This window comes from Streptomyces sp. NPDC094143, assembly GCF_040303825.1.
In the GTDB taxonomy this organism is placed as follows: domain Bacteria; phylum Actinomycetota; class Actinomycetes; order Streptomycetales; family Streptomycetaceae; genus Streptomyces.
This window is the reverse complement of record NZ_JBEOTZ010000008.1, coordinates 195613-217358: the sequence shown is the minus strand read 5'-3', so window position 1 is coordinate 217358 and position 21746 is coordinate 195613. Positions and strand designations below refer to the sequence as shown.

Here is a 21746-nt window from a genome sequence, read left to right as displayed (position 1 = left end):
GTCGCGTCGATTGACGACCCCCGTCAATCGACGGGGCGTTGTCGGTGGCGGGGTGCACCATGAGGTCATGAGCGTGCGCATCGACATCACGGGGCTGCGGCCGGAGAGGGTCGCCGTCGTCCCCTCCCCCCTGGCCGAGCTCGGCATGGCGCTGCACGCGCTGTCCGAGCCGGCGCACCATCCGGGGCTGCAGGGCTGGGTGACGGGTGTGTCCGCCCGGCTCGACCCGCATCTGGCCGACCGGATGTGCGAGGCGGACTTCCTGTGGCGGACGACGTTCGCCGACCTGTTCCTGCCGTGCGCGGGCCTGCCGGACCGCACCGCGCTCCCGGGCGGCACGCTCGCCGAGGAGCTCGGCCTGCTCGACAAGCTGTCCGACGAGCAGTTCGTGGACGCCGCGCTGGAGTTCACCTGCGCCACCGGCTACGGCGAGTGCGCGCCCACGGCGCTGACCGACCCGCAGGTGCGTCGCCGCGCCCTGGACCTGGCGGCCGCGCGTGGGCCGCGGCAGCTGCGGTTCAGCGAGCGGCTGCTGGCCGACCCGCCCCGGATCCGGGGCTGGCTGCGGCAGTTCCTCCAGGACTGCGACGAGGCGTTCTTCGCGGAGGCCTGGTCCCGGCTGCGCCACCAGCTCGCGGCGGACACCCGGCACAAGACGGACCTGCTGCGCCGCAAGGGCCTGGCCGAAACCCTGGCCGCGGTGTCCCCGGCGGTGACGCTCGACGAGCCGGCCGCCGTGATCTCGGTCGACAAGCTGGGCGAGGGCCGCACGGCCACCGGCGACGGCGGACTGCTGCTCGTCCCGACGAGCCTCGGCTGGCCGCACCTGATGGTGCTGCACCGCCACGGCTGGCAGCCCGTGCTGCACTTTCCGGTCGGCTCCCCCGAGCTCGCCGCCCCGCCCACGCTGGAGCAGCTGGCCCTGCGCATGACCGCGCTGTCCCACCCCGTCCGCATGCGCCTGTGCCGGTATCTGGCCCGCAGCGCCTACAGCACCGGCGAGCTGGCCCAGGTGCACGGCATGACGGCCCCGGAGATATCCCGGCACCTGGCCGTGCTGAAGAAGGCGGGCCTGGTGACCACCCGCCGCCGCGGGCGCTACGTCCTGCACCAGCTCGACGTGACGGTGGTGGCCCGGCTGGGCAGCGAGTTCCTGGAGGGCATCCTCCGGTAGCGGGCGCGGGCCCCCTGATCAGCCGTGTCCGCCGGCCCGCACCAGCCCGGTCTCGTAGGCCAGCACCACGACCTGCACCCGGTCCCTCAGCCCCAGCTTGGTCAGGATGCGGCCGACGTGGGTCTTCACGGTCGCCTCGGACAGCACGAGCCGGGCCGCGATCTCGCCGTTGGACAGGCCCTGCGCGACCAGCATCATGACCTCGCGCTCGCGGTCGGTGAGCCGCTCGAGCTCCTTGTGCCGGGGCTGCCGGGTGCCCGGCAGCATCGGCGCGAAGCGGTCCAGCAGCCGCCGGGTGGTGGAGGGCGCGACGACCGCGTCCCCGCTGTGCACGGCCCGGATGGCGGCGAGCAGCTCACCGGGCGGCACGTCCTTGAGCATGAAGCCGGAGGCACCCGCCTTCAGCCCGGAGAAGGCGTACTCGTCGAGGTCGAAGGTGGTCAGGATGAGCACCTTCGGCGGGTCGGTGTCCGCGCAGATCCGGCGGGTCGCCTCGACCCCGTCGAGCTTGGGCATGCGGACGTCCATCAGCACGACGTCCACCTCGGTGGTCCGCAGCGCCTGGATGGCCTCGACGCCGTCGCCCGCCTCCGCCACGACCTCCATGTCCGGCTGGGCGGCGAGCACCATCCGGAACCCGGTGCGCAGCAGCACCTGGTCGTCGACGAGCATCACGCGGATCGTCATCGGGGCCTCTTCCGTATGTGTGGCGGTGGGGGAACAGCGGGGCGGTGGCGGGGGTGTGACAGGTGTCAGCAGGGCGCGTGCCGACGTCAGTGCGCGGGTTTGAGCGGCAGCAGGGCGCTGATGCGGAATCCTCCGCCCGGACGCGGTCCGGCGTCCAGCGTGCCGCCGACCATACCGACCCGTTCCCGCATCCCGATCAGGCCGTGGCCCCGGCCGTCGAACCCGCCCTCCTCGTACAGCTCGTGCGGGGCGCCCTTGCCGTCGTCCTCGACGAGCAGGCCGAGGCCGTCGTCGAAGTAGACCAGGCGCACGCTGGCGCCCGCGTTGGGCCCGCCGTGCTTGCGGGTGTTGGTCAGCGCCTCCTGCACGATGCGGTACGCGGTGAGCTCGACGCCGCTGGGCAGCGGGCGCGGGGTGCCCTCGACCTTGAAGTCGACGGGCAGCCCGGATCCGCGGCACTGCTCGACGAGGTCCTCGATCTGCCGCACGTCGGGCTGCGGCACGTACTCGCCGGCCTCCTGGTGCTCCCCGGTGCGCAGCACGCCGAGCAGGCGGCGCATCTCGGCGAGGGCCTGGCGGCCGGTGGAGGAGATGGTCTCCAGGGCCTTCTTCGCCTGGTCGGGCGCGGCGTCCAGGACGTAGGCGGCGCCGTCGGCCTGCACCACCATCACCGACACGTTGTGGGCGACGACGTCGTGCAACTCGCGCGCGATGCGGGCGCGCTCGGCGGCGACGGCCACCTTGGACTGGGCCTCGCGCTCCCGTTCCAGGCGGGCGGCCCGCTCCTCCAGCTGCGCGAAGTAGGCGCGGCGGGTGCGGATGGAGTCGCCGAGCACCCAGGCCAGGGCGAAGGGCACGGTCATGAAGACGGTCAGGGCGATGTTGCCCGCGAGGCCCGTCTGCTCGCTCGGCCAGCGCATGTGGGCCACGGGAGCGGCGCACAGACCGGCGCCCAGCGCGAAGCGGGAGGCCCAGCGGGCGCCCTCCGCGGCGACCGTGTAGACGATCACCAGCATGGCGAAGTCGGCCGGGCCGATCTCCACGTCGGTGATCAGCTGGGCCACGCCGGCCACCGCCGCGAGCAGCAGCATCTTCTCCGGTATCCGGCGGCGCAGCGCGATCACCAGGCACAGCAGCAGCGTGATCGGCACGGCGGCGGCCGGGGAGCCGTAGCCGCCCGCCACTCCGCCCACCAGCGAAATCCCGAGGAGGACCACGGCCCAGAAGCCGTCGACCCACATCGGGTGCCTGCGGAGGAAGTCATAGAGGCGCTGCACGTAACCCAGCGTAGGGAAGCGGATAGGTGCAGGGGTCAACCGGAGGACCGATCCGCGTCCGGCGCGTGTACTCCGCAAGGTGGAGTTGCGTTCGTTGTGTCCGCATAGCCTGACCCGGTGACTGCGGGTGCGAGGGACGAGTGGCGCGGGTGGCGGGACGCGGCGCGCGAGGCGCTGTACGGGCCGCGCGGCTTCTACCGCCGGGCGGCGGGGCCGGGTGCGCACTTCCGTACCTCCGTGCACGCGTCGCCGCTGTTCGCGGGGGCCGTGGCACGGCTGCTGTGCCGGGTCGACAAGGCGCTGGGCCGGCCCGCGGTGCTGGACTTCGTCGACATGGCCGCCGGACGGGGCGAGCTGGCCGCCGGGGTGCTGGCCGCGCTGCCCGCCGAGGTGGCGGACCGCACGCGCGCGTACGCCGTCGAGGTCGCCGCCCGGCCCGCGGGACTCGATCACCGGATCGAGTGGCGGTCCACGCCGCCGCCGGGGACGACGGGACTGCTGTTCGCCAACGAGTGGCTGGACAACGTGCCGGTGGAGGTCGCGCAGGTGGACTCGGCGGGGCGGGCTCGGCGGGTCCTGGTACGCGAGGACGGGACCGAGCGGCTCGGGGAGCCGGTCGGCGGCGCGGAGGCCCGGTGGCTGGAGCGGTGGTGGCCGCTGCCCGGCGAGGAGGGGCTGCGGGCCGAGATCGGGCTGCCCCGGGACGAGGCCTGGGCGGCGGCGGTCGCGACCGTCGGCCGGGGGCTCGCCGTCGCCGTGGACTACGCGCACACGGCGCGGACCCGGCCGCCGTTCGGGACGCTCACCGGCTTCCGCGCGGGCCGCGAGGTTTCCCCCGTGCCGGACGGCTCGTGCGACATCACGGCGCATGTCGCCCTGGACGCCTGCGCGCTCCCCGGCGGGCGGGTGCTCCCCCAGCGCGAGGCGCTGCACGCCCTCGGCGTGACCGGCGCACGCCCCCCGCTCACGCTCGCCTCCACCGACCCGCCCGCCTACGTGCGCGCCCTCGCGGGCGCCGGGGAGGCCGCCGAGCTGACGGCGGCCGGCGGACTGGGCGACTTCGGGTGGCTGGTGCAGCCGGTGGGGATCGGGGACCCACTCCCGCGGTGAGCCCCTGCTTGCCGATGTCTCCCGCGATGAGCCCCTGCTCGTCGGTGGCTCTCGCGGTGAGCCCTACTTGTCGATGTCCCCGACCACGAAGAACATTGATCCGAGGATCGCCACCATGTCCGCGACGAGCGTCCCCGGCAGCAGCTCCGTCAGCGCCTGGATGTTGTTGTACGAGGCGGAGCGCAGCTTGAGCCGGTACGGGGTCTTCTCGCCCTTGCTGACCAGGTAGTAGCCGTTGATCCCGAGGGGGTTCTCGGTCCAGGCGTACGTGTGCCCCTCGGGTGCCTTCAGGACCTTCGGGAGCCGCTGGTTGACCGGCCCGGGCGGCAGCTCCGCGAGGCGGTCGAGGCAGGCGTCGGCCAGGTCGAGCGCGTTGTGCGTCTGCTCCAGCAGGCACTCGAAGCGGGCGAGGCAGTCGCCCTCCTGCCGGGTGACCACCTTCAGAGTGTCCTGGAGGTCCCCGTAGGCGAGGTAGGGCTCGTCGCGGCGCAGGTCGAAGTCGACGCCCGAGGCGCGGCCGATCGGCCCGCTGACGCCGTAGGCGTGGACGGCCTGCGGGGACAGCACGCCGACGCCCCGGGTGCGGCCGCGGAAGATCTCGTTGCCCAGCACCAGGTCGTCGAAGCGGTCCATGCGGGAGCGGACGTCGGCGACGGCGGTACGCGCGCGTGCGGTCCAGCCGGCCGGCAGGTCCTCCTTGAGGCCGCCGACGCGGTTGAACATGTAGTGCATCCGCCCGCCGGAGAGCTCCTCCATGACGTGCTGGAGCTCCTCGCGCTCCCGGAAGGCGTAGAAGATCGGGGTGATGCCGCCGAGCTCCAGCGGATAGGAGCCGAGGAACATCAGGTGGTTGAGCACCCGGTTCAGCTCGGCGAGCAGCGTGCGCAGCCACACCGCGCGCTCGGGGACCTCCATGCCGAGCATCCGCTCCACGGCGAGGACGACGCCCAGTTCGTTGGAGAACGCCGACAGCCAGTCGTGGCGGTTGGCGAGCATGATGATCTGGCGGTAGTCGCGCGCCTCGAACAGTTTCTCCGCGCCGCGGTGCATGTAGCCGATCACCGGCTCCGCGTGCGTGATGCGCTCGCCGTCCAGGACGAGCTTCAGACGCAGCACCCCGTGCGTGGACGGGTGCTGGGGCCCGATGTTGAGCACCATGTCGGTGCTCTCCGCGGCGCCGCCGATTCCGACCATGGTCTCCGTCGTAGGAGTCATGCGCACAGTCTCCCCTACGTACCCTGACCTCATGGAGACGGGGAGCCCGCACGAGGCGGGGGCGACGGGGACAGGCAGCGCGATCGGGCCGACGGGACCGGAGGGGCCCGGCGGACCGGCCGAGAAGGCCGAGCCCACCTGGATCGCCCTGCCACCCGGTCTGCTCAGGATGCGGCGGCTGCTGCTCGTCTTCTGGCTCGGGCTGATCACCCTGGCCGCCGGGCTCGTGCCGGGACTGCTGGCCGGGCCCGCGTGGGCGCTGTTCGCACTGCCTCCGCTGGCGCTGGCGGTATGGGGCTGGGTGATGATCGAGCGCAACTGGCGGTCCTGGCGGTACGCCGAGCGGGCCGACGACCTGCTGATCAGCCGGGGCGTGCTGTGGCGCGAGGAGACGGTCGTGCCGTACGGGCGGATGCAGCTGGTGGAGGTGACCTCCGGGCCCGTGGAGCGGCACTTCGGGCTGGCCAGCGTGCAGTTGCACACGGCCGCCGCGGCGACCGACGCGACCATCCCGGGTCTGGACCCGGCCGAGGCGGAACGGCTGCGCGACCGGCTCACCGAGCTGGGCGAGGCCCGATCGGCGGGGCTGTGACGACCCCCCGGGCCGCCGGACCCACCGAGCCGGCAAAGCCGACCGGGCCCACCGGGCCGGCCGAGCCCACCGAGCCCACCGGGCCGGCCGAGCCCACCGAGCCCACCGGGCCGGCCGAGCCGGCCGAGCCGGCCGAGCCCACCGAGCCCGCCGGGCCCGCGCAGGCGACCGGTGACGTGATCGAGCGGCGGCTGCACCCCGTCACCCCGCTCCGGCGGGCCTGGGCCCCGGTCGCCGTCGTGATCGGCTGGGCCGTGCACGACCCCGACGGGGCGCAGCGCCACCTGACCCGCCTGACCACGACGACCCTGCTCATCGGCCTCGCGGTGATCGTCCCGGCCGCCGCCCTCTACGGCTTCTGCTCCTGGTGGTTCACCCACTTCGCGGTCACCGGCACCGAACTGCGCATCCGCACCGGCCTGGTCTTCCGCCGCACCGCCCACATCCGCCTGGAGCGGATCCAGGCCATCGACGTCACCCAGCCGCTGCTCGCCCGGGTCGCCGGCGTCGCCAAGCTCCGGCTCGACGTCATAGGCACCGACAAGAAGGACGAGCTGGCCTTCCTCGGCGCCGACGAGGCCCGGGCCCTGCGGGCCGAACTGCTCGCCCGGGCGGCCGGTTTCGCCCCCGAGACCGCGCACGAGGTCGGCGAGGCCCCCTCCCGGCAGCTGCTGCGGGTGCCGCCGGGCGTGCTCGCGATGTCGCTGGTGCTGACCGGCGCGACCTGGGGATCACTGGCCGCGGCGCTCGTCGTACCGCCGGTGCTGTGGCTGGCCACCCACAGCCTGTGGACGGTCCTCGCGGTCGCCCTGCCGCTGCTCGGCGCGGCCGGCGCGAGCAGCGTGGGCCGGTTCGTCACCGAGTACGACTGGACCGTGGGCGAGTCGCCCGACGGGCTGCGCATCGACCACGGCCTGCTGGACCGGGCCCACGAGACGGTGCCGCCGGGGCGCGTGCAGACCGTGCGGATCGTGGAGCCGCTGCTGTGGCGGCGGCGGGGCTGGGTGCGCGTGGAACTGGACGTCGCCGGCTCGTCCAACTCCGTGCTGCTGCCGGTCGCCCCGCGCCAGATCGCCGAGGACGTCGTCGCGCGCGTGCTGCCCGGGGTGACGGTGCCGCAGCCCACGGCCCTGGCACCGTCGCCGCGCCGCGCCCGCTGGTGCGTGCCGGTGTGGTGGCGTGGCTACGGACTCGCCGTCACGGACGCCGTGTTCGCGGCCCGTTCGGGGCTGCTGCGGCGGAGCCTGGCGCTGGTGCCGCACGCCAAGGTGCAGAGCGTCCGGCTGACGCAGGGACCGTGGGAACGGGCCCGGGGCCTGGCCGACGTGTCGGTGGACACCGGCGCCGGCAAGACGGTGACGGCACGGCTGCGCGACACCGCCGAGGCGCGCGGGCTGCTGGCGGCCCAGGCGGAACGTTCACGCACCGGACGCCGCGACGCCCGCCCCGACCGCTGGATGGCATGAGCCCCCGCGCACGCGCGAAGGCCCCCGGCCACAGCCGGAGGCCTCGCGCACGCAGCGGCCGGAGCACGGTCAGGACACCGCGCTCCGCAGCCCCTGAAGATCGATCTGCTCCGTCTCGTCGTGCGCCGTCAGGTCGATGACCTGGCCGATACCGCGCGACTCCTCGTCCGCCGGCTTGTAACGGGCCTCGGTCTCGGCCTTGTGCAGGGCGAGGGCCTCCTGGCCGACGACATCGGCGAGGTCCTCGTTCTGCACGGCCTCAAGCGCCGCCCGTGAGGTGCCCTGCTTGGTGCCGAAGAAGTCGAAGCCGCCCTCGGTCCGCGGGCGCCGCACCGGCCGCTGCGGCGCGACGGCCACGGCGGTCGGCACCGCGTAGTGGCCGGACCCCGCCTGCCCGGCCCGGGCGGGCTCGGGCAGTTGCCCGGCACCGGTCTGCGCGGGGGCGGCGGCGGTGGTGTGCTCGTGTCCGTCGACCGCCTTGGACTGCCCCTGCGGCTCGTCCTCCCGGGACGGCTCCCGCTGCTCCGCCTGCTCCCGCCGGGACTCCCGCGCGGGTTCCGCGGTGTCCTCGCCCTTCGGCACGCCGTCGCCGCCGCCGTCCCCGCCACCGTCCGGGTCCGGGACCCGCTCGCCGTCGAACCGGGCGAGCGCGGCCGCGGCGCGCAGGAACAGCCGGGAGCCCTCCGGCGAGAACACCGCCGAAGCCGCGGGTTCCGTCGCGGCGGAGAGACCGGCGGCCGCCTCGTCCGGCTGCGCCGGGCCGACGTCCGCCGCGTCCGCGGCCCCCGCCGGCAGCGCCGCCCGCACCGGAGCCGTCGCCTCGATCTCCAGTACCCGGCGCTCCTCCAGGACGCTCGCGCGCTCGGTCTCCGACGTGGCGTACCGGCGCAGCAGCGCGGCGTGTTCGTTGCGCAGCCCGGCCAGTTCAGTGCGCTTGGCGCGCAGCCGCTGTTCCAGCTTGGCGCGCAGCTCGCGGGACTCCTCCAGATCGGCTTCGAGTTCGGCGACGCGCTCCTCGAAGCGCCACTCGTCGCTCGCCCGCGCGCGCGTGAGGTCCGCGACCTGTTTGCCCGCCTGGATGTCCCAGCGGCGCAGCACGACCGCGCCGATGACCGCCGTCGCCGCGGCGGCCGCGGCCAGACCACGGAGCAGCGTCGGCTCCGTGAACACCCAGGGCCCCAGGGCGCAGACGAGGGAGACGCCTGCGATCGCCGACGGGGGCAGCAGCCTGTGCAGGGGCGGGGAATGGCGATGACGTCCACGTGGCATGGCCAGAAACTTACCGCGCGTAGGCGAATCGTGGTGAGCCACCCCGCAAAAACAAAGCCATACCAAGAGAGTCACGACGCATCAGAACTCCGGAAGAACCGGAACCCGTCGCTCATTCAATTTCCAAGATCATTTCCGGCACCGGGGAACAGCGCGTTCAGCCCCGTGTCAGCCGCTCGCTCATCCACTCCAGTGTCGCCGGAATCTCCCGCCGCCAGGTGTTGAAGTTGTGCCCGCCGCTTTCCAGGACGATCGAGGAGATCCGTGTCCGCCCGTTGCCCTTCACCCGCGCTATGAACTCCAGCGTGTCCCGGTAGTTGGCCTCGCCCCTCTTGCTGCTGGTGACCAGCAGGGACGTGTCGGGAGCGGGCATGTGCGCGAGGTACCACCACAGATCGGCGCGCTCGCGCAGGCCCTTGTCGCCCTGGAAGAGATCGCCCGTCGTGGCGTCGATCGGCGCCTTGTAGTACGCGGACAGACCCGCCCCGGCGCCGTAGACACCGGGATGGTGCAGTGCGAGCTTCAACGCGCAGTAGCCGCCCGTGGAGTTGCCGATGACGCCGAGACCGCCCGGCTTTTCGGCCACCCGGTAGTGCGTGCGCAATGCCTCGGGAAGATCCTTCGCGAAGAACGACTCGGTGCGCGGACCGCCGGGAACGTCGACGCACTCCGTGTCCCGGGGCGGTGCCACCGTCGGCCGCAGCATGACGAGGATCATCGGCCGCGCCCGGCCGGCCCGGGCCAGTTCCAGCGCGGTGCGCGGATAGTGCAGTTTCTCCACCAGCGCCGACGCCGTGCCGGGATATCCGGTCAGCACGACGGCCGCCGGGAACCGGTGGGTGCGGTACCGCGGCTGGAAGTACTCCGGCGGCAGATACACGTACGCGGGGGTGGCGATGCGGGTCGTGCGGCCCATGAGCTCGACCTCCTGGATCCGGCCGCCGGAGGCCGGGCGCACCCCGCCCGCCCCCGGCACCCGCCGCGAGCCGACCACCTCAAGCGGACCCCGGCCCGGCGTGTGGTCGACGACCACGCCCTGGTCCTTCTCCTGCCCGAACAGGTCCGCCCAGCTCGCGTAGAACCCGAAGGCCTGGTTGGCGGCCAGGCCCACCGCGGCGAACAGCGCCAACTGCGTGCCCAGCAGCAGGCCGACGCGGCCGCTCACCGCCCGCCATCCGCGGCGGGCCAGCCGCGGCCACAGCCGGACCGTGCCGGAGAACAGCAGCACGGCGCAGAGCACCGCCAGTGCCAGCGTCTTGTCACTCGTGAGACCCATGGATCGGTTACCTGTCCGCGCTCTCCGCCCGGGCCCGCCCCGCGATCACACCTTCGCGAGGGCTTGTCCCGGACTTTCCTCCGCCTTTGAAACGGCTTTGACGTGGGGAGTGAACCTCTCCCCCCGAGACACCGTCCTAGAGGGCGCAATGTCGCCGGATGCCCGAATCGGCACCGGATCCAAGGTCTCTCGCAGAACTACAGGATGCGATGTCTGTCAGGACAGATGAGGAAATATCGGGTGGGGTTCCGTACCGCCGCGGCGGTACGGCGCGCACGGGCCGGGTGGGCCGGCTGCTGCGCGGGCCGCGCCCCGAGGCCGTGCCGCTCCTCGTCGGCAGAGCCTGCGCCCTGGTGGGCGTGCTGGACATCGCCGCGGGCGTCTTCCCACGCTTCCGGCACAGCCGGATGCACGCCGTCGCCGAGGTGCTGCCCGGCGCCCTCGGGCCCTTCGCGGCCGCCCTGTCGCTGAGCACGGGCGCGCTGTTGCTGCTGCTCGCCCACGGCCTCAAGCGCGGCAAGCGCCGGGCCTGGCGGGCCGCCGTCGCCCTGCTCCCGGCCGGGGCCGTCGCGCAGTTCACCTACCGCCACTCGGTCGCCGGCGTCCTCATCTCCCTCGCCCTGCTGGCGCCCCTGCTGCGCCACCGGGACCAGTTCGACGCCCTGCCCGACCCGCGCAGCCGCTGGCGGGCACTGGCCAACTTCTTGCTGATGAGCGCCGGTTCGCTCCTGCTGGGCCTGATCGTCGTCAGCGTGCACGGCGACCGCATGCTCGGCGACCCGAGCCTGGCCGACCGCATCACCCACGTCGTCTACGGCCTCTTCGGCTTCGAGGGCCCGGTCGACTACCAGGGCAGCACCTCCTGGACCGTCGCCTTCTCGCTCGGCGCCCTCGGCCTGCTCACCGCCGTCACCACCATCTACCTGGCCTTCCGCCCCGAGCACCCGGCCGCCCAGCTCACCGAGCAGGACGAGGCGAGGCTGCGCGCCCTGCTGGACCGGCACGGCGGCCGCGACTCCCTCGGCCACTTCGCGCTGCGCCGCGACAAGGCCGTCGTCTTCTCCCCCAGCGGCAAGGCGGCCGTCACCTACCGCGTGGTCTCCGGCGTGATGCTCGCCAGCGGCGACCCCATCGGCGACGTGGAGGCCTGGCCCGGCGCCATCGAACGGTTCATGGACGAGGCCAGGGCCCACTCCTGGACCCCCGCCGTCATGGGCTGCTCCGAGACCGGGGGCGAGGTGTGGACCCGCGAGACCGGGCTCGACGCCCTCGAACTGGGCGACGAGGCGGTGGTGGACGTCAAGGATTTCTCCCTCGCCGGCCGCGCGATGCGCAATGTGCGCCAGATGGTCAAGCGCATCGAGCGCGCCGGTTACGAGACCCGGGTACGACGTGTCCGTGACCTGGGCGAGGCCGAGCTGGAGCGCATCCGGCGCGCCGCCGACGACTGGCGCGGCACCGACACCGAGCGCGGCTTCTCCATGGCCCTCGGCCGGATCGGCGACCCCGCCGACGGCGACTGCCTCATCGCCACCGCCCACAAGCAGGACGACCACCCCGGCCCCCACGGCGACCTCAAGGCCGTCCTGCACTTCGTGCCCTGGGGCACCGACGGCGCCTCGCTCGACCTCATGCGCCGCGACCGCTGTGCCGACCCCGGCATGAACGAACTGCTCATCGTGGCCGCCCTCCAGGCCGCCCCGAGGTTCGGCATCGCACGCGTCTCCCTCAACTTCGCGATGTTCCGCTCGGCCCTGGCACGCGGCGAGAAGATCGGCGCGGGCCCGGTCCTGCGTGCCTGGCGCGGCCTGCTGGTCTTCCTCTCCCGCTGGTTCCAGATCGAGTCCCTGTACAGGTTCAACGCCAAGTTCCAGCCGCGCTGGGAGCCCCGTTTCGTCGTCTACCGCGCCTCCGCCGACCTGCCCCGCATCGGCTTCGCCGCCATGCAGGCGGAAGGTTTCGTCAACCTCGCCCTGCCCCTGCCCCGCTTCCTGCGCCGCCGCCGCACGACGCCCCGCCGCCCCTGCGCCCACGGCACCGCGACCGAACGCACCGTCCGGGCGGCCTGACCCGGACGCCCGCCCGGGGCCGTGGCCCGGGCCGCGGCGCCTGGCGGCCCCCGCCGGGGCCTACGCTGAACATATGAGCAATCAGAGCGGACGCGGGCGCGTGGCGGGCCTACCGGAATGGGACCGCTGCGCGGTCATGGGAGTCGTGAACGTCACCCCTGACTCCTTCTCCGACGGCGGCCGCTTCTTCGACACCACGGCCGCCGTCAAGCACGGCCTCGACCTCGTCACCGAGGGCGCGGACCTGGTCGACGTCGGCGGCGAGTCCACCCGCCCCGGCGCCACCCGGGTGGACGAGGCCGAGGAACTGCGCCGTGTCATCCCCGTCGTCCGCGGCCTGGCCTCCGAAGGGGTCACCGTCTCCGTCGACACCATGCGCGCCTCCGTCGCCGAGCGGGCCCTCGCGGCCGGCGCCGCCCTCGTCAACGACGTCAGCGGCGGCCTCGCCGACCCGCGCATGATCCCGGCCGTCGCCGACGCCGGCGCCCCCTTCGTCGTCATGCACTGGCGCGGCTTCCTCCAGGGCGGCAACGTCAAGGGCGTCTACGCCGACGTCGTCACCGAGGTCGTGGACGAGCTCCACGCGCGCGTGGAGGCCGTCCTCGCCGGCGGCATCGCCCCCGACCGCGTCGTCGTCGACCCCGGCCTCGGCTTCTCCAAGGACGCCGAGCACGACCTGGCGCTCCTCGCGGGTCTCGACCGGGTCCTCCGCCTCGGCCACCCCCTCCTGGTCGCCGCCTCCCGCAAGCGGTTCCTCGGCCGGGTGCTGGCCGGACCCGACGCACCGCCCCCGCCCGCCCGGGAACGCGACGCGGCCACCGCCGCCGTCTCCGCCCTCGCGGCGCACGCCGGCGCGTGGGCCGTACGCGTGCACGAGGTACGCGCCACAGCGGACGCCGTGCGCGTCGCCCGCGCCCTCGAAGGGGCACGCCCCGGCGCGGAAGGAACCCGGTGAGCGCCCCGCACACCGACGTCGAGCAGGTCGAAGCCGCCAACACCGCCTTCTACGAGGCACTGGAACAGGGCGACTTCGAGGAACTCGCGTCGCTCTGGCTCACCCCCGCCGACCTGGGCGTCGACGAGACCTACCACGACCCGGCCGACACCGGCGTGGTCTCCTGCGTGCACCCCGGCTGGCCCGTGCTCACCGGCCGCGGCGAGGTCCTGCGCTCCTACGCCCTGATCATGGCCAACACCGACTACATCCAGTTCTTCCTCACCGACGTGCACGTCTCCGTCACCGGCGACACCGCTCTGGTGACCTGCACGGAGAACATCCTCAGCGGCGGCCCCGCCCCCGAGGGCGAGGGAGAGGAGCTGGGCCCGCTCGTCGGCCAGCTCGTGGTCGCCACCAACGTGTTCCGGCGCACGCCCTCGGGGTGGAAGATCTGGTCGCACCACGCTTCCCCCGTCCTGGCCGAAACCGACGAGGACGAGCAGGGCGACTCCCCCGCATGAGTGGGTAGTCGCCCGGTAGTGGTTGGAATCACCGAGCCGCGGGTAGGGGCGGCTATCAACCCGTGAGCCGCCGGATTCCCCTGGGGGAACGCTGGATGAATCCTGCCGGACCCCGGCCGGGCCCCACCCCCCGTGGCCCGGCCCCGCCCGCGCTCGCAGGTAGATTCGACCGAGGCCGGTGTGCCGCCCGCACACGGCACGGACCGGCCGTGACCGACGATTGCAGGAGTGATTCGCGTGGATCGTGTCGCGCTGCGCGGCCTGAAGGCCCGTGGGCACCACGGTGTGTTCCCGAGGGAACGCGAGGAGGGCCAGACCTTCATCGTGGACCTCGTCCTCGGCCTGGACACCCGCCCGGCCGCGGCCGACGACGACCTGACGAAGACCGTGCACTACGGCATCGTGGCCGAGGAGGTCGTGGCCGTCGTCAAGGGCGAGCCCGTCGACCTCGTCGAGACCCTCGCCGAGCGCATCGCCCAGGTCTGTCTGAAACACGAGGCGGTCCAGCAGGTCGAGGTCTGCGTCCACAAGCCGGACGCCCCGATCACGGTCCCCTTCGACGACGTGACCGTCACCATCATCCGGAGCCGAGTATGACCGCGCCCTTCCTCAAGGGTCCCAGCGATCCGACCGTACAGCCGGTACCCGCCTCCGTCGTCGACAAGGTCGACGCCGCCGACACGACCCTGTCCAACCCCAGGCGGGCCGTGGTCGCCCTCGGCTCCAACCTCGGCAACCGCCTGGAGACCCTCCAGGGGGCCATCGACGCCCTGGAGGACACGCCCGGCGTCCGCGTCAAGGCCGTCTCCCCCGTCTACGAGACCGAGCCCTGGGGCGTGGACCCCGGCAGCCAGCCCTCCTACTTCAACGCGGTCGTGGTCCTCAAGACCACCCTCCCGCCCTCCTCGCTCCTGGAGCGCGCGCACGCGGTCGAGGAGGCCTTCCACCGGGTCCGCGACGAGCGCTGGGGCCCGCGCACCCTCGACGTCGACATCGTCTCCTACGCCGACGTCGTCTCCGACGACCCGCAGCTCACCCTCCCCCACCCCCGTGCCCACGAGCGCGCCTTCGTCCTGGCCCCCTGGCACGACCTGGACCCCGAGGCGCAGCTCCCCGGCCGTGGCCCGGTCGCCGGCCTGCTGGACGCCGTCACCCGGGAAGGTGTCGCGCCCCGCGCGGACCTGGAACTCCGGCTGCCCGAGTAGCCGTTAAGGTCGAGACGGCCGCGAACGGGGCCGGGGGAACCGAAGGGACACCGTGAAAGAGCTGCGTATCAGGTTGCTGGCCGGCCTCTTCGTCGTGGCCGGGGTCCTGTCCTGGGCGGGCGCCCGCCTGTGGAACTCGATCGGCACGCTCCCCAGCGTCCCCCTGGCCGCCCCCATCGTCCTGGCCCTGATCGCCGTGGTCCTGCTGGCCACGGCGCTGTCGCTGCGCTCCCGGCTGAAGGCCCAGCGCGAGCGGCGGCCCGACGCCAAGGGCGTCGACCCCATGATGGCGGCCCGCGCGGTCGTCTTCGGCCACGCCAGCGCCCTGGTCGCCGCCCTGGTCTCCGGCATGTACGGCGGCACGGGCGTCTTCCTGCTGGAGTCCCTCGACATCCCCGCCCGCCGCGACCAGGCCATCTACGCCGGTTTCTCGGTCCTCGCGGGCATCGGCGTGATAGCGGCGGCGATCTTCCTGGAGCGCGTCTGCAAGCTCCCGGAGGACGACGAGCACGACGGCACGGGGGCGGCGCCCTCGGTGTGACGCGGGGCGTCAGCGCGCCATGATCAGGCTCATGGCCTCGTTACGGGTCGCCGGATCGCGCAGCTGCCCCCGCACGGCCGAGGTGATCGTCTTCGCGCCCACCTTGCGGACCCCGCGCATGGACATGCACATGTGCTCGCACTCGACCACGACGATCACGCCGCGCGGCTCCAGGATCTGCATCAGGGAGTCGGCGATCTGCGTGGTGAGTCGTTCCTGCACCTGCGGGCGCCGGGCATAGACGTCCACGAGCCGAGCGAGCTTGGACAGGCCTGTGATCTTGCCTTCCAGGGACGGGATGTAGCCGACGTGCGCGACGCCGACGAACGGCACGAGATGGTGTTCGCACGAGCTCAGCACCTCGATGTCCTTCACCAGGACCATCTCGTCGTGCCCGAGGTCGAACGTCGTCGTCAGCACGTCCTCGGGCTTCTGCCACAGCCCCGCGAATATCTCCCGGTAGGCCCGCGCCACCCGTGCCGGCGTCTCCCTCAGGCCCTCGCGGTCCGGGTCCTCGCCGACCGCGATCAGCAGTTCGCGTACGGCGTTCTCGGCGCGCTTCTCGTCGAACTCGCCGATCTGGCCGTCGCCGTCCAGCGTCACGGGGTCGGTCATCTGGTGCCTCGTTCCTGTGTCCATCCGGGGCGGCCTGCGTAAATGGCGGAAAGCCGCGCCCCCCAGGCTAAAACCTGGGGGGCGCGGCATCCATTCCGGGCCCGGTGGGACCGTCGGGAGAGCCGGATCAGCTCTCGGGGCGGTCCTCCGGGGTCCGCTCGGGCGCCGGGGCGGGCTCCGCCGCGGTGCTCTTGGCGGTGCTGATGGCCGGCGTCGCGCCGTTCGCCCCGTTCGTCAGGGCCAGCTCCTTGGGGGAGAGGACCGGCGGACGGGTGGACGGCGTGCGGCGGGAGGAGCCGGTCCAGGCGGGCCGGGGCGGGCGCTTGACGATGGGGGCGAAGATCTCGGCGATCTCCTCCTTGCCCAGCGTCTCCTTCTCCAGCAGCTGCAGCACCAGGTTGTCGAGGACGTCGCGGTTCTCGACCAGGATCTCCCAGGCCTCGTTGTGCGCGGTCTCGATGAGCTTCTTGACCTCTTCGTCGACCAGCGCGGCGACCTCTTCCGAGTAGTCCCGCTGGTGAGACATCTCACGCCCGAGGAACGGCTCGGTGTTGTCCCCGCCGAACTTGATCGCGCCGAGACGCTCGGTCATGCCGTACTGCGTGACCATCGCGCGGGCCAGGCCCGTGGCCTTCTCGATGTCGTTGGCGGCACCCGTGGTCGGGTCGTGGAAGACGAGTTCCTCGGCCGCGCGGCCGCCCAGCATGTAGGCGAGCTGGTCGAGCATCTCGTTGCGCGTGGTCGAGTACTTGTCCTCGTCCGGCAGGACCATCGTGTAGCCGAGGGCACGGCCACGCGACAGGATCGTGATCTTGTGGACCGGGTCGGAGTTCGGCGAGGCCGCCGCGACCAGGGCGTGTCCGCCCTCGTGGTACGCGGTGATCTTCTTCTCCTTGTCCGACATGATCCGGGTCCGCTTCTGCGGGCCCGCGACCACACGGTCGATCGCCTCGTCCAGCATGTGGTTGTCGATCAGCTTCCGGTCGCTGCGGGCCGTCAGCAGGGCGGCCTCGTTCAGGACGTTGGCGAGATCGGCACCGGTCATGCCGGGCGTGCGGCGGGCGACGGCCGACAGGTCGACGTCCGGGGCGACCGGCTTGCCCTTCTGGTGGACCTTGAGGATCTCCAGACGGCCCTGCATGTCAGGGCGGTCGACGGCGATCTGCCGGTCGAAACGGCCGGGGCGCAGGAGGGCCGGGTCGAGGATGTCGGGCCGGTTCGTCGCGGCGATGAGGATCACGCCGCCCTTGACGTCGAAGCCGTCCATCTCGACGAGCAGCTGGTTCAGGGTCTGCTCGCGCTCGTCGTGACCACCGCCGAGGCCGGCGCCGCGGTGGCGGCCGACCGCGTCGATCTCGTCGACGAAGACGATCGCCGGGGCGTTCGCCTTGGCCTGCTCGAACAGGTCACGGACCCGGGAGGCACCGACACCGACGAACATCTCGACGAAGTCGGAACCGGAGATCGAGTAGAACGGCACGCCCGCCTCGCCCGCGACGGCACGCGCGAGCAGGGTCTTGCCGGTTCCGGGCGGGCCGTAGAGCAGCACGCCCTTGGGGATCTTGGCGCCGACCGCCTGGAACTTGGCCGGCTCCTGGAGGAACTCCTTGATCTCGTGGAGCTCCTCGACGGCCTCGTCCGATCCGGCGACGTCGGCGAACGTCGTCTTGGGGGTGTCCTTGGTGATGAGCTTGGCCTTGGACTTCCCGAAGTTCATGACACGGGAGCCGCCGCCCTGCATCTGGTTCATCAGGAACAGGAACACGACCACGATCAGCACGAAGGGAAGCAGCGAGAGCAGGATCCCGACGAACGGGTTCTGCTTGGACGGCGAGACCGTGTAGCCGTCCGGGATCTGCTTGTCCTGGTACTTGTTCTGCAGCATGTTGGCGACGGCCACACCCTGGTCGCCGATGTAGCTCGCCTGGATCTTCGAGCTGCCCTCGATCTTTTCGTCGCCCTTGAGCGTGACCTTGATGATCTGCTCGTCACCGGTGGTGAGCTTGGCCGACTCGACCTTGTTCTGGTTGATCGCCTGGACGACCTGGCCGGTGTCCACCGTCTTGTAGCCGCCGGACGAGCCGACGACCTGCATCAACACGACCACGGCAAGGACGGCCAGCACGATCCACATGACCGGCCCACGGAAGTATCGCTTCACGTCCATCCACACGGAGCGGTGCCGCCCCGTCCCTCCTGCCATAGTGAGTTTGATAAAGACTGTTCTTCGGACGGTACCCCAGCATTGTCACCTGAAGCTGCGCGGTGCGGCTGGCGATCCGTCCACGCATGCTCCAACGGCGGGAAGCGCCCTGGGGTTCCCGATCACCGTCACGGCGCCCCGGCGGGGGTTCAGCCGCCGTAGACGTGGGGCGCGAGCGTACCGACGAACGGGAGGTTGCGGTACTTCTCGGCGTAGTCCAGGCCGTAGCCGACGACGAACTCGTTGGGGATGTCGAAGCCGACCCATTCCACGTCGATGGCCACCTTCGCGGCCTCGGGCTTGCGCAGCAGCGTGCACACCTTCAGGGAGGCGGGCTCGCGCGAGCCGAGGTTGGAGAGCAGCCAGGACAGGGTCAGGCCGGAATCGATGATGTCCTCGACGATGAGGACGTGCTTGCCCTTGATGTCGGTGTCGAGGTCCTTGAGGATCCGCACCACACCGGAGGACTGGGTGCCCGCCCCGTACGAGGATACGGCCATCCAGTCCATGGTGACGGGGGTGGACAGCGCCCGCGCGAGGTCGGCCATGACCATCACCGCGCCCTTGAGGACACCGACGATCAGCAGGTCCTTGCCCGCGTACTCCGCGTCGATCTTCGCTGCCAGCTCTGCCAGCTTGGCGTCGATCTCTTCCTTGGTGATGAGCACCTGCTGGAGGTCGGCACCCATGTCTTTCGCGTCCACCCGCATCACTTTCGGTCGTCCCACCGGCCGCTCGGCCCCTGCCCCGACTGCTCGGAGGGGTCGGATTCAGCCTTGCCGAATCACCAGTCTGCCACCCTGCCGCCGTGCCACGACCTTGCCGGGGAGGTTGATGGCTCCCTGACCGCGCCAGCCGGTGATCAGCCGGTCGACTTCCTCGATGTGGCGGGCGAACAGCGAGCCCGCGGGGGCACCGGCCGCGATGACGGCGCGGCGCAGGACGCGGCGGCGTACCGCGGGCGGCAGGGCGTAGAGCCTGGCGCACTCCAGCAGTCCGGCGGCGTCGCGGACGGTGGCCTCGGCCTGGGCGGCCCAGGTGTCGAGGGCGTCGGCGTCGTCGCGGGAGAGCCGGGCCGTCCGGGCGAGGGCCTCGACGACGCCCTTGCCGAGGGCCTTCTCCAGGGCGGGCAGGCCCTCCTGGCGCAGCCGGGAGCGGGTGTAGGCCGGGTCGGCGTTGTGCGGGTCGTCCCAGACGGGCAGGGACTGGACCATGCAGGCCTTGCGGGCGGTCTGCCGGTCGAGTTCCAGGAAGGGGCGGCGGTAACGGCCGTCGGCCCCCGAGACCGCGGCCATCCCGGACAGGGAGCGGATGCCGGAGCCCCGGGCGAGGCCGAGCAGGACGGTCTCGGCCTGGTCGTCGCGGGTGTGGCCGAGCAGGACGGCTGCGGCGCCGTGGCGTTCGGCCGCGGTGTCGAGCGCGGCGTAGCGGGCGTCGCGGGCGGCGGCCTCGGGTCCGCCGGCGCGGCCGACGGTGACGGCGACGGAGTCGACGGGGTCGAGGCCGAGTTCCCGCAGGCGCTGGACGACTTCCGCGGCGCGCAGGTCGGAGCCAGGCTGGAGGCCGTGGTCGACGGTCACGCCGCCGGCTCGGATGCCGAGCTTGGGGGACTCGAAGGCGAGGGCGGAGGCGAGGGCCATGGAGTCGGCGCCGCCGGAGCACGCCACGAGCACGAGCGGCGGGGACTCCTGGGAGAGGGCGTGCGGGACCGCGGCGGGGGCGCGGTGGTGTTCGGTGAGGAGGTCGTGGAGGACGCGGCGTACCGCCAGGCGTATCGCCGCGACCGCAGGATGGGGACCCATGTCCGGTTCCCTTCATGAGGTTTTCGGGGGTGAACCCGCGTGCCGGTCACGCAGAGTGTATAGATGGTGACAGAAACGGGCCGTTCCCCGAGCATTGCACGCCTACCCCTGGCTCACGGTCCCTCGGACGGGTGATTGCAGGGGCGTTCGCCTGCCGCGGGCCGGTTTCCTTTCACGACCTTCCCGCGATGTTCACTACTCGGCCTTGCGATGCACCCGCGCGACCCAGTCCGCCGGTTTGGCGATCTCCGACTTGGTGGGCAGGGTGTTGGGTGAGGTCCACACCCGGTTGAAGCCGTCCATGCCGACCTCGTCGACGACGGCCCGGACGAACCGCTCGCCGTCGCGGTACTGGCGGAGCTTGGCGTCCAGGCCGAGGAGCTTGCGCAGGGCGAGGTCGAGGCGGGAGGCGCCCTTGGCGCGGCGCTGCTGGAACTTCTCGCGGATCTCGCCGACGGACGGCACGACCGCCGGGCCGACGCCGTCCATGACGAAGTCGGCGTGCCCCTCCAGCAGGGACATCACGGCCGTGAGACGGCCGAGGATCTCGCGCTGGGCGGGGGTCTGGACGATCTCGACGAGGGAGCGGCCGCCGTCGTCCTCCTCGGCCTCCGGGCGCCCCCCGGCCAGGCTCTGGGCGGCCTCACGGACGCGTTCCAGGACGGTCATGGGGTCGACGTCGGTCTCCCCCAGGAACGACTGGACCTCACCCTCCAGGTGGTCCCGCAGCCAGGGCACGGCCGTGAACTGGGTGCGGTGCGTCTCCTCGTGCAGGCACACCCAGAGGCGGAAGTCGTGCGGGTCGACGTCGAGTTCGCGCTCGACGTGGACGATGTTGGGGGCGACCAGGAGCAGCCGGCCGCCGCCGTTCGCCCCGGCGGGGAGTTCGCGGGTGGCGGGGGCGAAGGTCTCGTACTGGCCGAGGACGCGGGAGGCCAGGAAGGACAGCAGCATGCCCAGTTCGACGCCGGTGACCTTGCCGCCGACGGCGCTCATCATCGCGCCGCCGGGGTTGCTGCCGCGCCGTTCCTGCATCTTGTCGAGCAGGGGCCGGAGAATCTCCCGGAAGCCGGCGACGTTCGCGCGGATCCAGCCCGGGCGGTCCACGACGAGGACCGGGGTGTCGTGGCCCTCCTCGGTGCCCAGCCGGGTGAAGCCGCGGACGTGTTCCTCCGAGGCCTTGGCGTGCCGGCGCAACTCCGCGACGACGGCCCTCGCCTCCTCACGGCTGACCTCGGGGCCCGGGCGCACGAGCCGGGTCGCGGTCGCCACCGCGAGATTCCAGTCGACCATGCCGGTTGAAGCACCACCGATGCTCGTCATGCGTCAACCGTACGTGAGCGCTCGCCGCTCGGGCAGGGCGGCGAGGGCCGGGGAGGCGCTCCGGGCCACTCGGCAGACGCCCGGGGCGGGCGGGGCCGGGCAGCCCGGGGCGCTCTTGCCGGTACCCGGCGCTGCCGGCCGTGCCCACCCGTTCCGACGGCCGAACGCCTGCCCAGGGGCGGTGCCGGGCGACTGCCCCACGACCGGGCGGACAACCGGCCCACAGCGGGCCGGACGCCAGCCCCCAGCGCGCCGGCCGCCTGCCCACAAGAGAGCCGGGCAACTGCCCACCGGCGGGCGAAGCAGCTACCTGCAACGAACCGGGCAGCTACCCGCAGAGCGTCGACGACAGCCCGCGGGCGGGACCGGGCGGCCACCCCCGGCCGAGTGAGCAACCGCCCGCAGGGAGCCGAGCAGCCACCCACGGGACCGCCCGGCTGCCAGCAGCCGGACAGGGCAGCCAC

At 72.7% G+C, this 21746-nt stretch carries 20 protein-coding genes; 10 read left to right on the top strand and 10 right to left on the bottom strand.

What is annotated here, in order from left to right:
• Positions 1-67 precede the first annotated feature (67 nt).
• Positions 68-1174 (top strand): DUF5937 family protein, encoded by a 1107-nt coding sequence (locus ABTZ58_RS13815; RefSeq protein ID WP_351354905.1) that lies wholly within the window; start codon positions 68-70, stop codon positions 1172-1174.
• 18 nt (positions 1175-1192) lie between these two features.
• On the opposite strand, the gene ABTZ58_RS13810 is transcribed toward ABTZ58_RS13815, so the two are convergent.
• Positions 1193-1861 (bottom strand): response regulator transcription factor, encoded by a 669-nt coding sequence (locus ABTZ58_RS13810; protein ID WP_351354902.1) that lies wholly within the window; start codon positions 1859-1861, stop codon positions 1193-1195.
• Between the two features lie 86 nt (positions 1862-1947).
• Entirely contained in the window at positions 1948-3138 is a 1191-nt protein-coding gene (locus ABTZ58_RS13805; RefSeq protein WP_351354899.1) for a sensor histidine kinase, read from the bottom strand.
• A 117-nt stretch (positions 3139-3255) separates the two neighbouring features.
• Here ABTZ58_RS13805 and ABTZ58_RS13800 point away from each other — a divergent pair, with 117 nt between their 5' ends.
• Entirely contained in the window at positions 3256-4248 is a 993-nt protein-coding gene (locus ABTZ58_RS13800) for an SAM-dependent methyltransferase (protein ID WP_351354896.1), read from the top strand.
• A gap of 63 nt (positions 4249-4311) precedes the next feature.
• Here the strand turns inward: ABTZ58_RS13800 and ABTZ58_RS13795 are convergent, their stop codons facing one another.
• Positions 4312-5463 (bottom strand): NADH-quinone oxidoreductase subunit D, encoded by a 1152-nt coding sequence (locus tag ABTZ58_RS13795; RefSeq protein WP_309097428.1) that lies wholly within the window; start codon positions 5461-5463, stop codon positions 4312-4314.
• A gap of 31 nt (positions 5464-5494) precedes the next feature.
• Here ABTZ58_RS13795 and ABTZ58_RS13790 point away from each other — a divergent pair, with 31 nt between their 5' ends.
• Positions 5495-6055: a PH domain-containing protein gene (locus ABTZ58_RS13790; RefSeq protein WP_502996062.1), complete on the top strand. Its 561-nt coding sequence runs from the start codon at positions 5495-5497 to the stop codon at positions 6053-6055.
• A gap of 176 nt (positions 6056-6231) precedes the next feature.
• Positions 6232-7521, top strand: coding sequence for a PH domain-containing protein (locus ABTZ58_RS13785; RefSeq protein WP_351355043.1), 1290 nt, complete (start codon positions 6232-6234; stop codon positions 7519-7521).
• A 69-nt stretch (positions 7522-7590) separates the two neighbouring features.
• Here ABTZ58_RS13785 and ABTZ58_RS13780 read toward each other — a convergent pair whose 3' ends face one another.
• Together ABTZ58_RS13780 and ABTZ58_RS13775 are read right to left on the bottom strand one after the other, a co-directional pair.
• Entirely contained in the window at positions 7591-8790 is a 1200-nt protein-coding gene (locus ABTZ58_RS13780; protein WP_351354893.1) for a hypothetical protein, read from the bottom strand.
• 157 nt (positions 8791-8947) lie between these two features.
• A complete protein-coding gene (locus ABTZ58_RS13775) occupies positions 8948-10066 on the bottom strand; it encodes an alpha/beta hydrolase (protein ID WP_351354890.1) in 1119 nt (372 codons plus the stop codon).
• 233 nt (positions 10067-10299) lie between these two features.
• Here ABTZ58_RS13775 and ABTZ58_RS13770 point away from each other — a divergent pair, with 233 nt between their 5' ends.
• The 6 genes from ABTZ58_RS13770 to ABTZ58_RS13745 all read left to right on the top strand — a co-directional run bounded on the left by ABTZ58_RS13770 (position 10300) and on the right by ABTZ58_RS13745 (position 15339).
• The gene (locus ABTZ58_RS13770; RefSeq protein ID WP_502996066.1) at positions 10300-12135 is read left to right on the top strand and encodes a phosphatidylglycerol lysyltransferase domain-containing protein; all 1836 of its coding nucleotides are present in this window, start codon (positions 10300-10302) and stop codon (positions 12133-12135) included.
• A 73-nt stretch (positions 12136-12208) separates the two neighbouring features.
• A complete protein-coding gene (gene folP, locus ABTZ58_RS13765) occupies positions 12209-13090 on the top strand; it encodes a dihydropteroate synthase (protein ID WP_351354884.1) in 882 nt (293 codons plus the stop codon).
• Entirely contained in the window at positions 13087-13593 is a 507-nt protein-coding gene (locus ABTZ58_RS13760; protein WP_351354881.1) for a nuclear transport factor 2 family protein, read from the top strand. The genes folP and ABTZ58_RS13760 overlap by 4 nt, the downstream gene beginning before the upstream one ends.
• 237 nt (positions 13594-13830) lie before the next feature.
• Positions 13831-14190, top strand: a complete 360-nt coding sequence (folB, locus tag ABTZ58_RS13755; protein WP_351354878.1) for a dihydroneopterin aldolase — start codon at positions 13831-13833, stop codon at positions 14188-14190.
• Positions 14187-14798: a 2-amino-4-hydroxy-6-hydroxymethyldihydropteridine diphosphokinase gene (gene folK, locus ABTZ58_RS13750; protein ID WP_351354875.1), complete on the top strand. Its 612-nt coding sequence runs from the start codon at positions 14187-14189 to the stop codon at positions 14796-14798. The genes folB and folK overlap by 4 nt, the downstream gene beginning before the upstream one ends.
• A gap of 52 nt (positions 14799-14850) precedes the next feature.
• Complete coding sequence (locus tag ABTZ58_RS13745) at positions 14851-15339, top strand: DUF3180 domain-containing protein (RefSeq protein WP_351354872.1); 489 nt, start codon at positions 14851-14853, stop codon at positions 15337-15339.
• Between the two features lie 9 nt (positions 15340-15348).
• Here the strand turns inward: ABTZ58_RS13745 and folE are convergent, their stop codons facing one another.
• The 5 genes from folE to ABTZ58_RS13720 form a co-directional block, all read right to left on the bottom strand.
• Positions 15349-15954: a GTP cyclohydrolase I FolE gene (gene folE, locus ABTZ58_RS13740; protein ID WP_351354869.1), complete on the bottom strand. Its 606-nt coding sequence runs from the start codon at positions 15952-15954 to the stop codon at positions 15349-15351.
• A 127-nt stretch (positions 15955-16081) separates the two neighbouring features.
• Positions 16082-18121: an ATP-dependent zinc metalloprotease FtsH gene (gene ftsH, locus ABTZ58_RS13735; RefSeq protein WP_351355036.1), complete on the bottom strand. Its 2040-nt coding sequence runs from the start codon at positions 18119-18121 to the stop codon at positions 16082-16084.
• 185 nt (positions 18122-18306) lie between these two features.
• Positions 18307-18867, bottom strand: coding sequence for a hypoxanthine phosphoribosyltransferase (gene hpt / locus ABTZ58_RS13730; protein ID WP_094057060.1), 561 nt, complete (start codon positions 18865-18867; stop codon positions 18307-18309).
• A gap of 60 nt (positions 18868-18927) precedes the next feature.
• Positions 18928-19959, bottom strand: a complete 1032-nt coding sequence (gene tilS, locus ABTZ58_RS13725; protein WP_351354867.1) for a tRNA lysidine(34) synthetase TilS — start codon at positions 19957-19959, stop codon at positions 18928-18930.
• A 195-nt stretch (positions 19960-20154) separates the two neighbouring features.
• The gene (locus ABTZ58_RS13720; protein ID WP_351354865.1) at positions 20155-21282 is read right to left on the bottom strand and encodes an Rv3626c family coenzyme F420 biosynthesis-associated protein; all 1128 of its coding nucleotides are present in this window, start codon (positions 21280-21282) and stop codon (positions 20155-20157) included.
• Between the last annotated feature and the right edge of the window lie 464 nt (positions 21283-21746).

What these genes read in the sequence shown, in the direction of transcription:
- hpt (WP_094057060.1), bottom strand. Translation starts at nt 18,867, where the DNA reads ATGCGGGTGGACGCGAAAGACATGGGTGCCGACCTCCAGCAGGTGCTC.
- ftsH (WP_351355036.1), bottom strand. Translation starts at nt 18,121, where the DNA reads ATGGACGTGAAGCGATACTTCCGTGGGCCGGTCATGTGGATCGTGCTG.
- folP (WP_351354884.1), top strand. Translation starts at nt 12,209, where the DNA reads ATGAGCAATCAGAGCGGACGCGGGCGCGTGGCGGGCCTACCGGAATGG.
- ABTZ58_RS13795 (WP_309097428.1), bottom strand. Translation starts at nt 5,463, where the DNA reads ATGACTCCTACGACGGAGACCATGGTCGGAATCGGCGGCGCCGCGGAG.
- folK (WP_351354875.1), top strand. Translation starts at nt 14,187, where the DNA reads ATGACCGCGCCCTTCCTCAAGGGTCCCAGCGATCCGACCGTACAGCCG.
- ABTZ58_RS13815 (WP_351354905.1), top strand. Translation starts at nt 68, where the DNA reads ATGAGCGTGCGCATCGACATCACGGGGCTGCGGCCGGAGAGGGTCGCC.
- ABTZ58_RS13790 (WP_502996062.1), top strand. Translation starts at nt 5,495, where the DNA reads ATGGAGACGGGGAGCCCGCACGAGGCGGGGGCGACGGGGACAGGCAGC.
- ABTZ58_RS13810 (WP_351354902.1), bottom strand. Translation starts at nt 1,861, where the DNA reads ATGACGATCCGCGTGATGCTCGTCGACGACCAGGTGCTGCTGCGCACC.
- ABTZ58_RS13775 (WP_351354890.1), bottom strand. Translation starts at nt 10,066, where the DNA reads ATGGGTCTCACGAGTGACAAGACGCTGGCACTGGCGGTGCTCTGCGCC.
- ABTZ58_RS13720 (WP_351354865.1), bottom strand. Translation starts at nt 21,282, where the DNA reads ATGACGAGCATCGGTGGTGCTTCAACCGGCATGGTCGACTGGAATCTC.
- folE (WP_351354869.1), bottom strand. Translation starts at nt 15,954, where the DNA reads ATGACCGACCCCGTGACGCTGGACGGCGACGGCCAGATCGGCGAGTTC.
- ABTZ58_RS13780 (WP_351354893.1), bottom strand. Translation starts at nt 8,790, where the DNA reads ATGCCACGTGGACGTCATCGCCATTCCCCGCCCCTGCACAGGCTGCTG.
- tilS (WP_351354867.1), bottom strand. Translation starts at nt 19,959, where the DNA reads ATGGGTCCCCATCCTGCGGTCGCGGCGATACGCCTGGCGGTACGCCGC.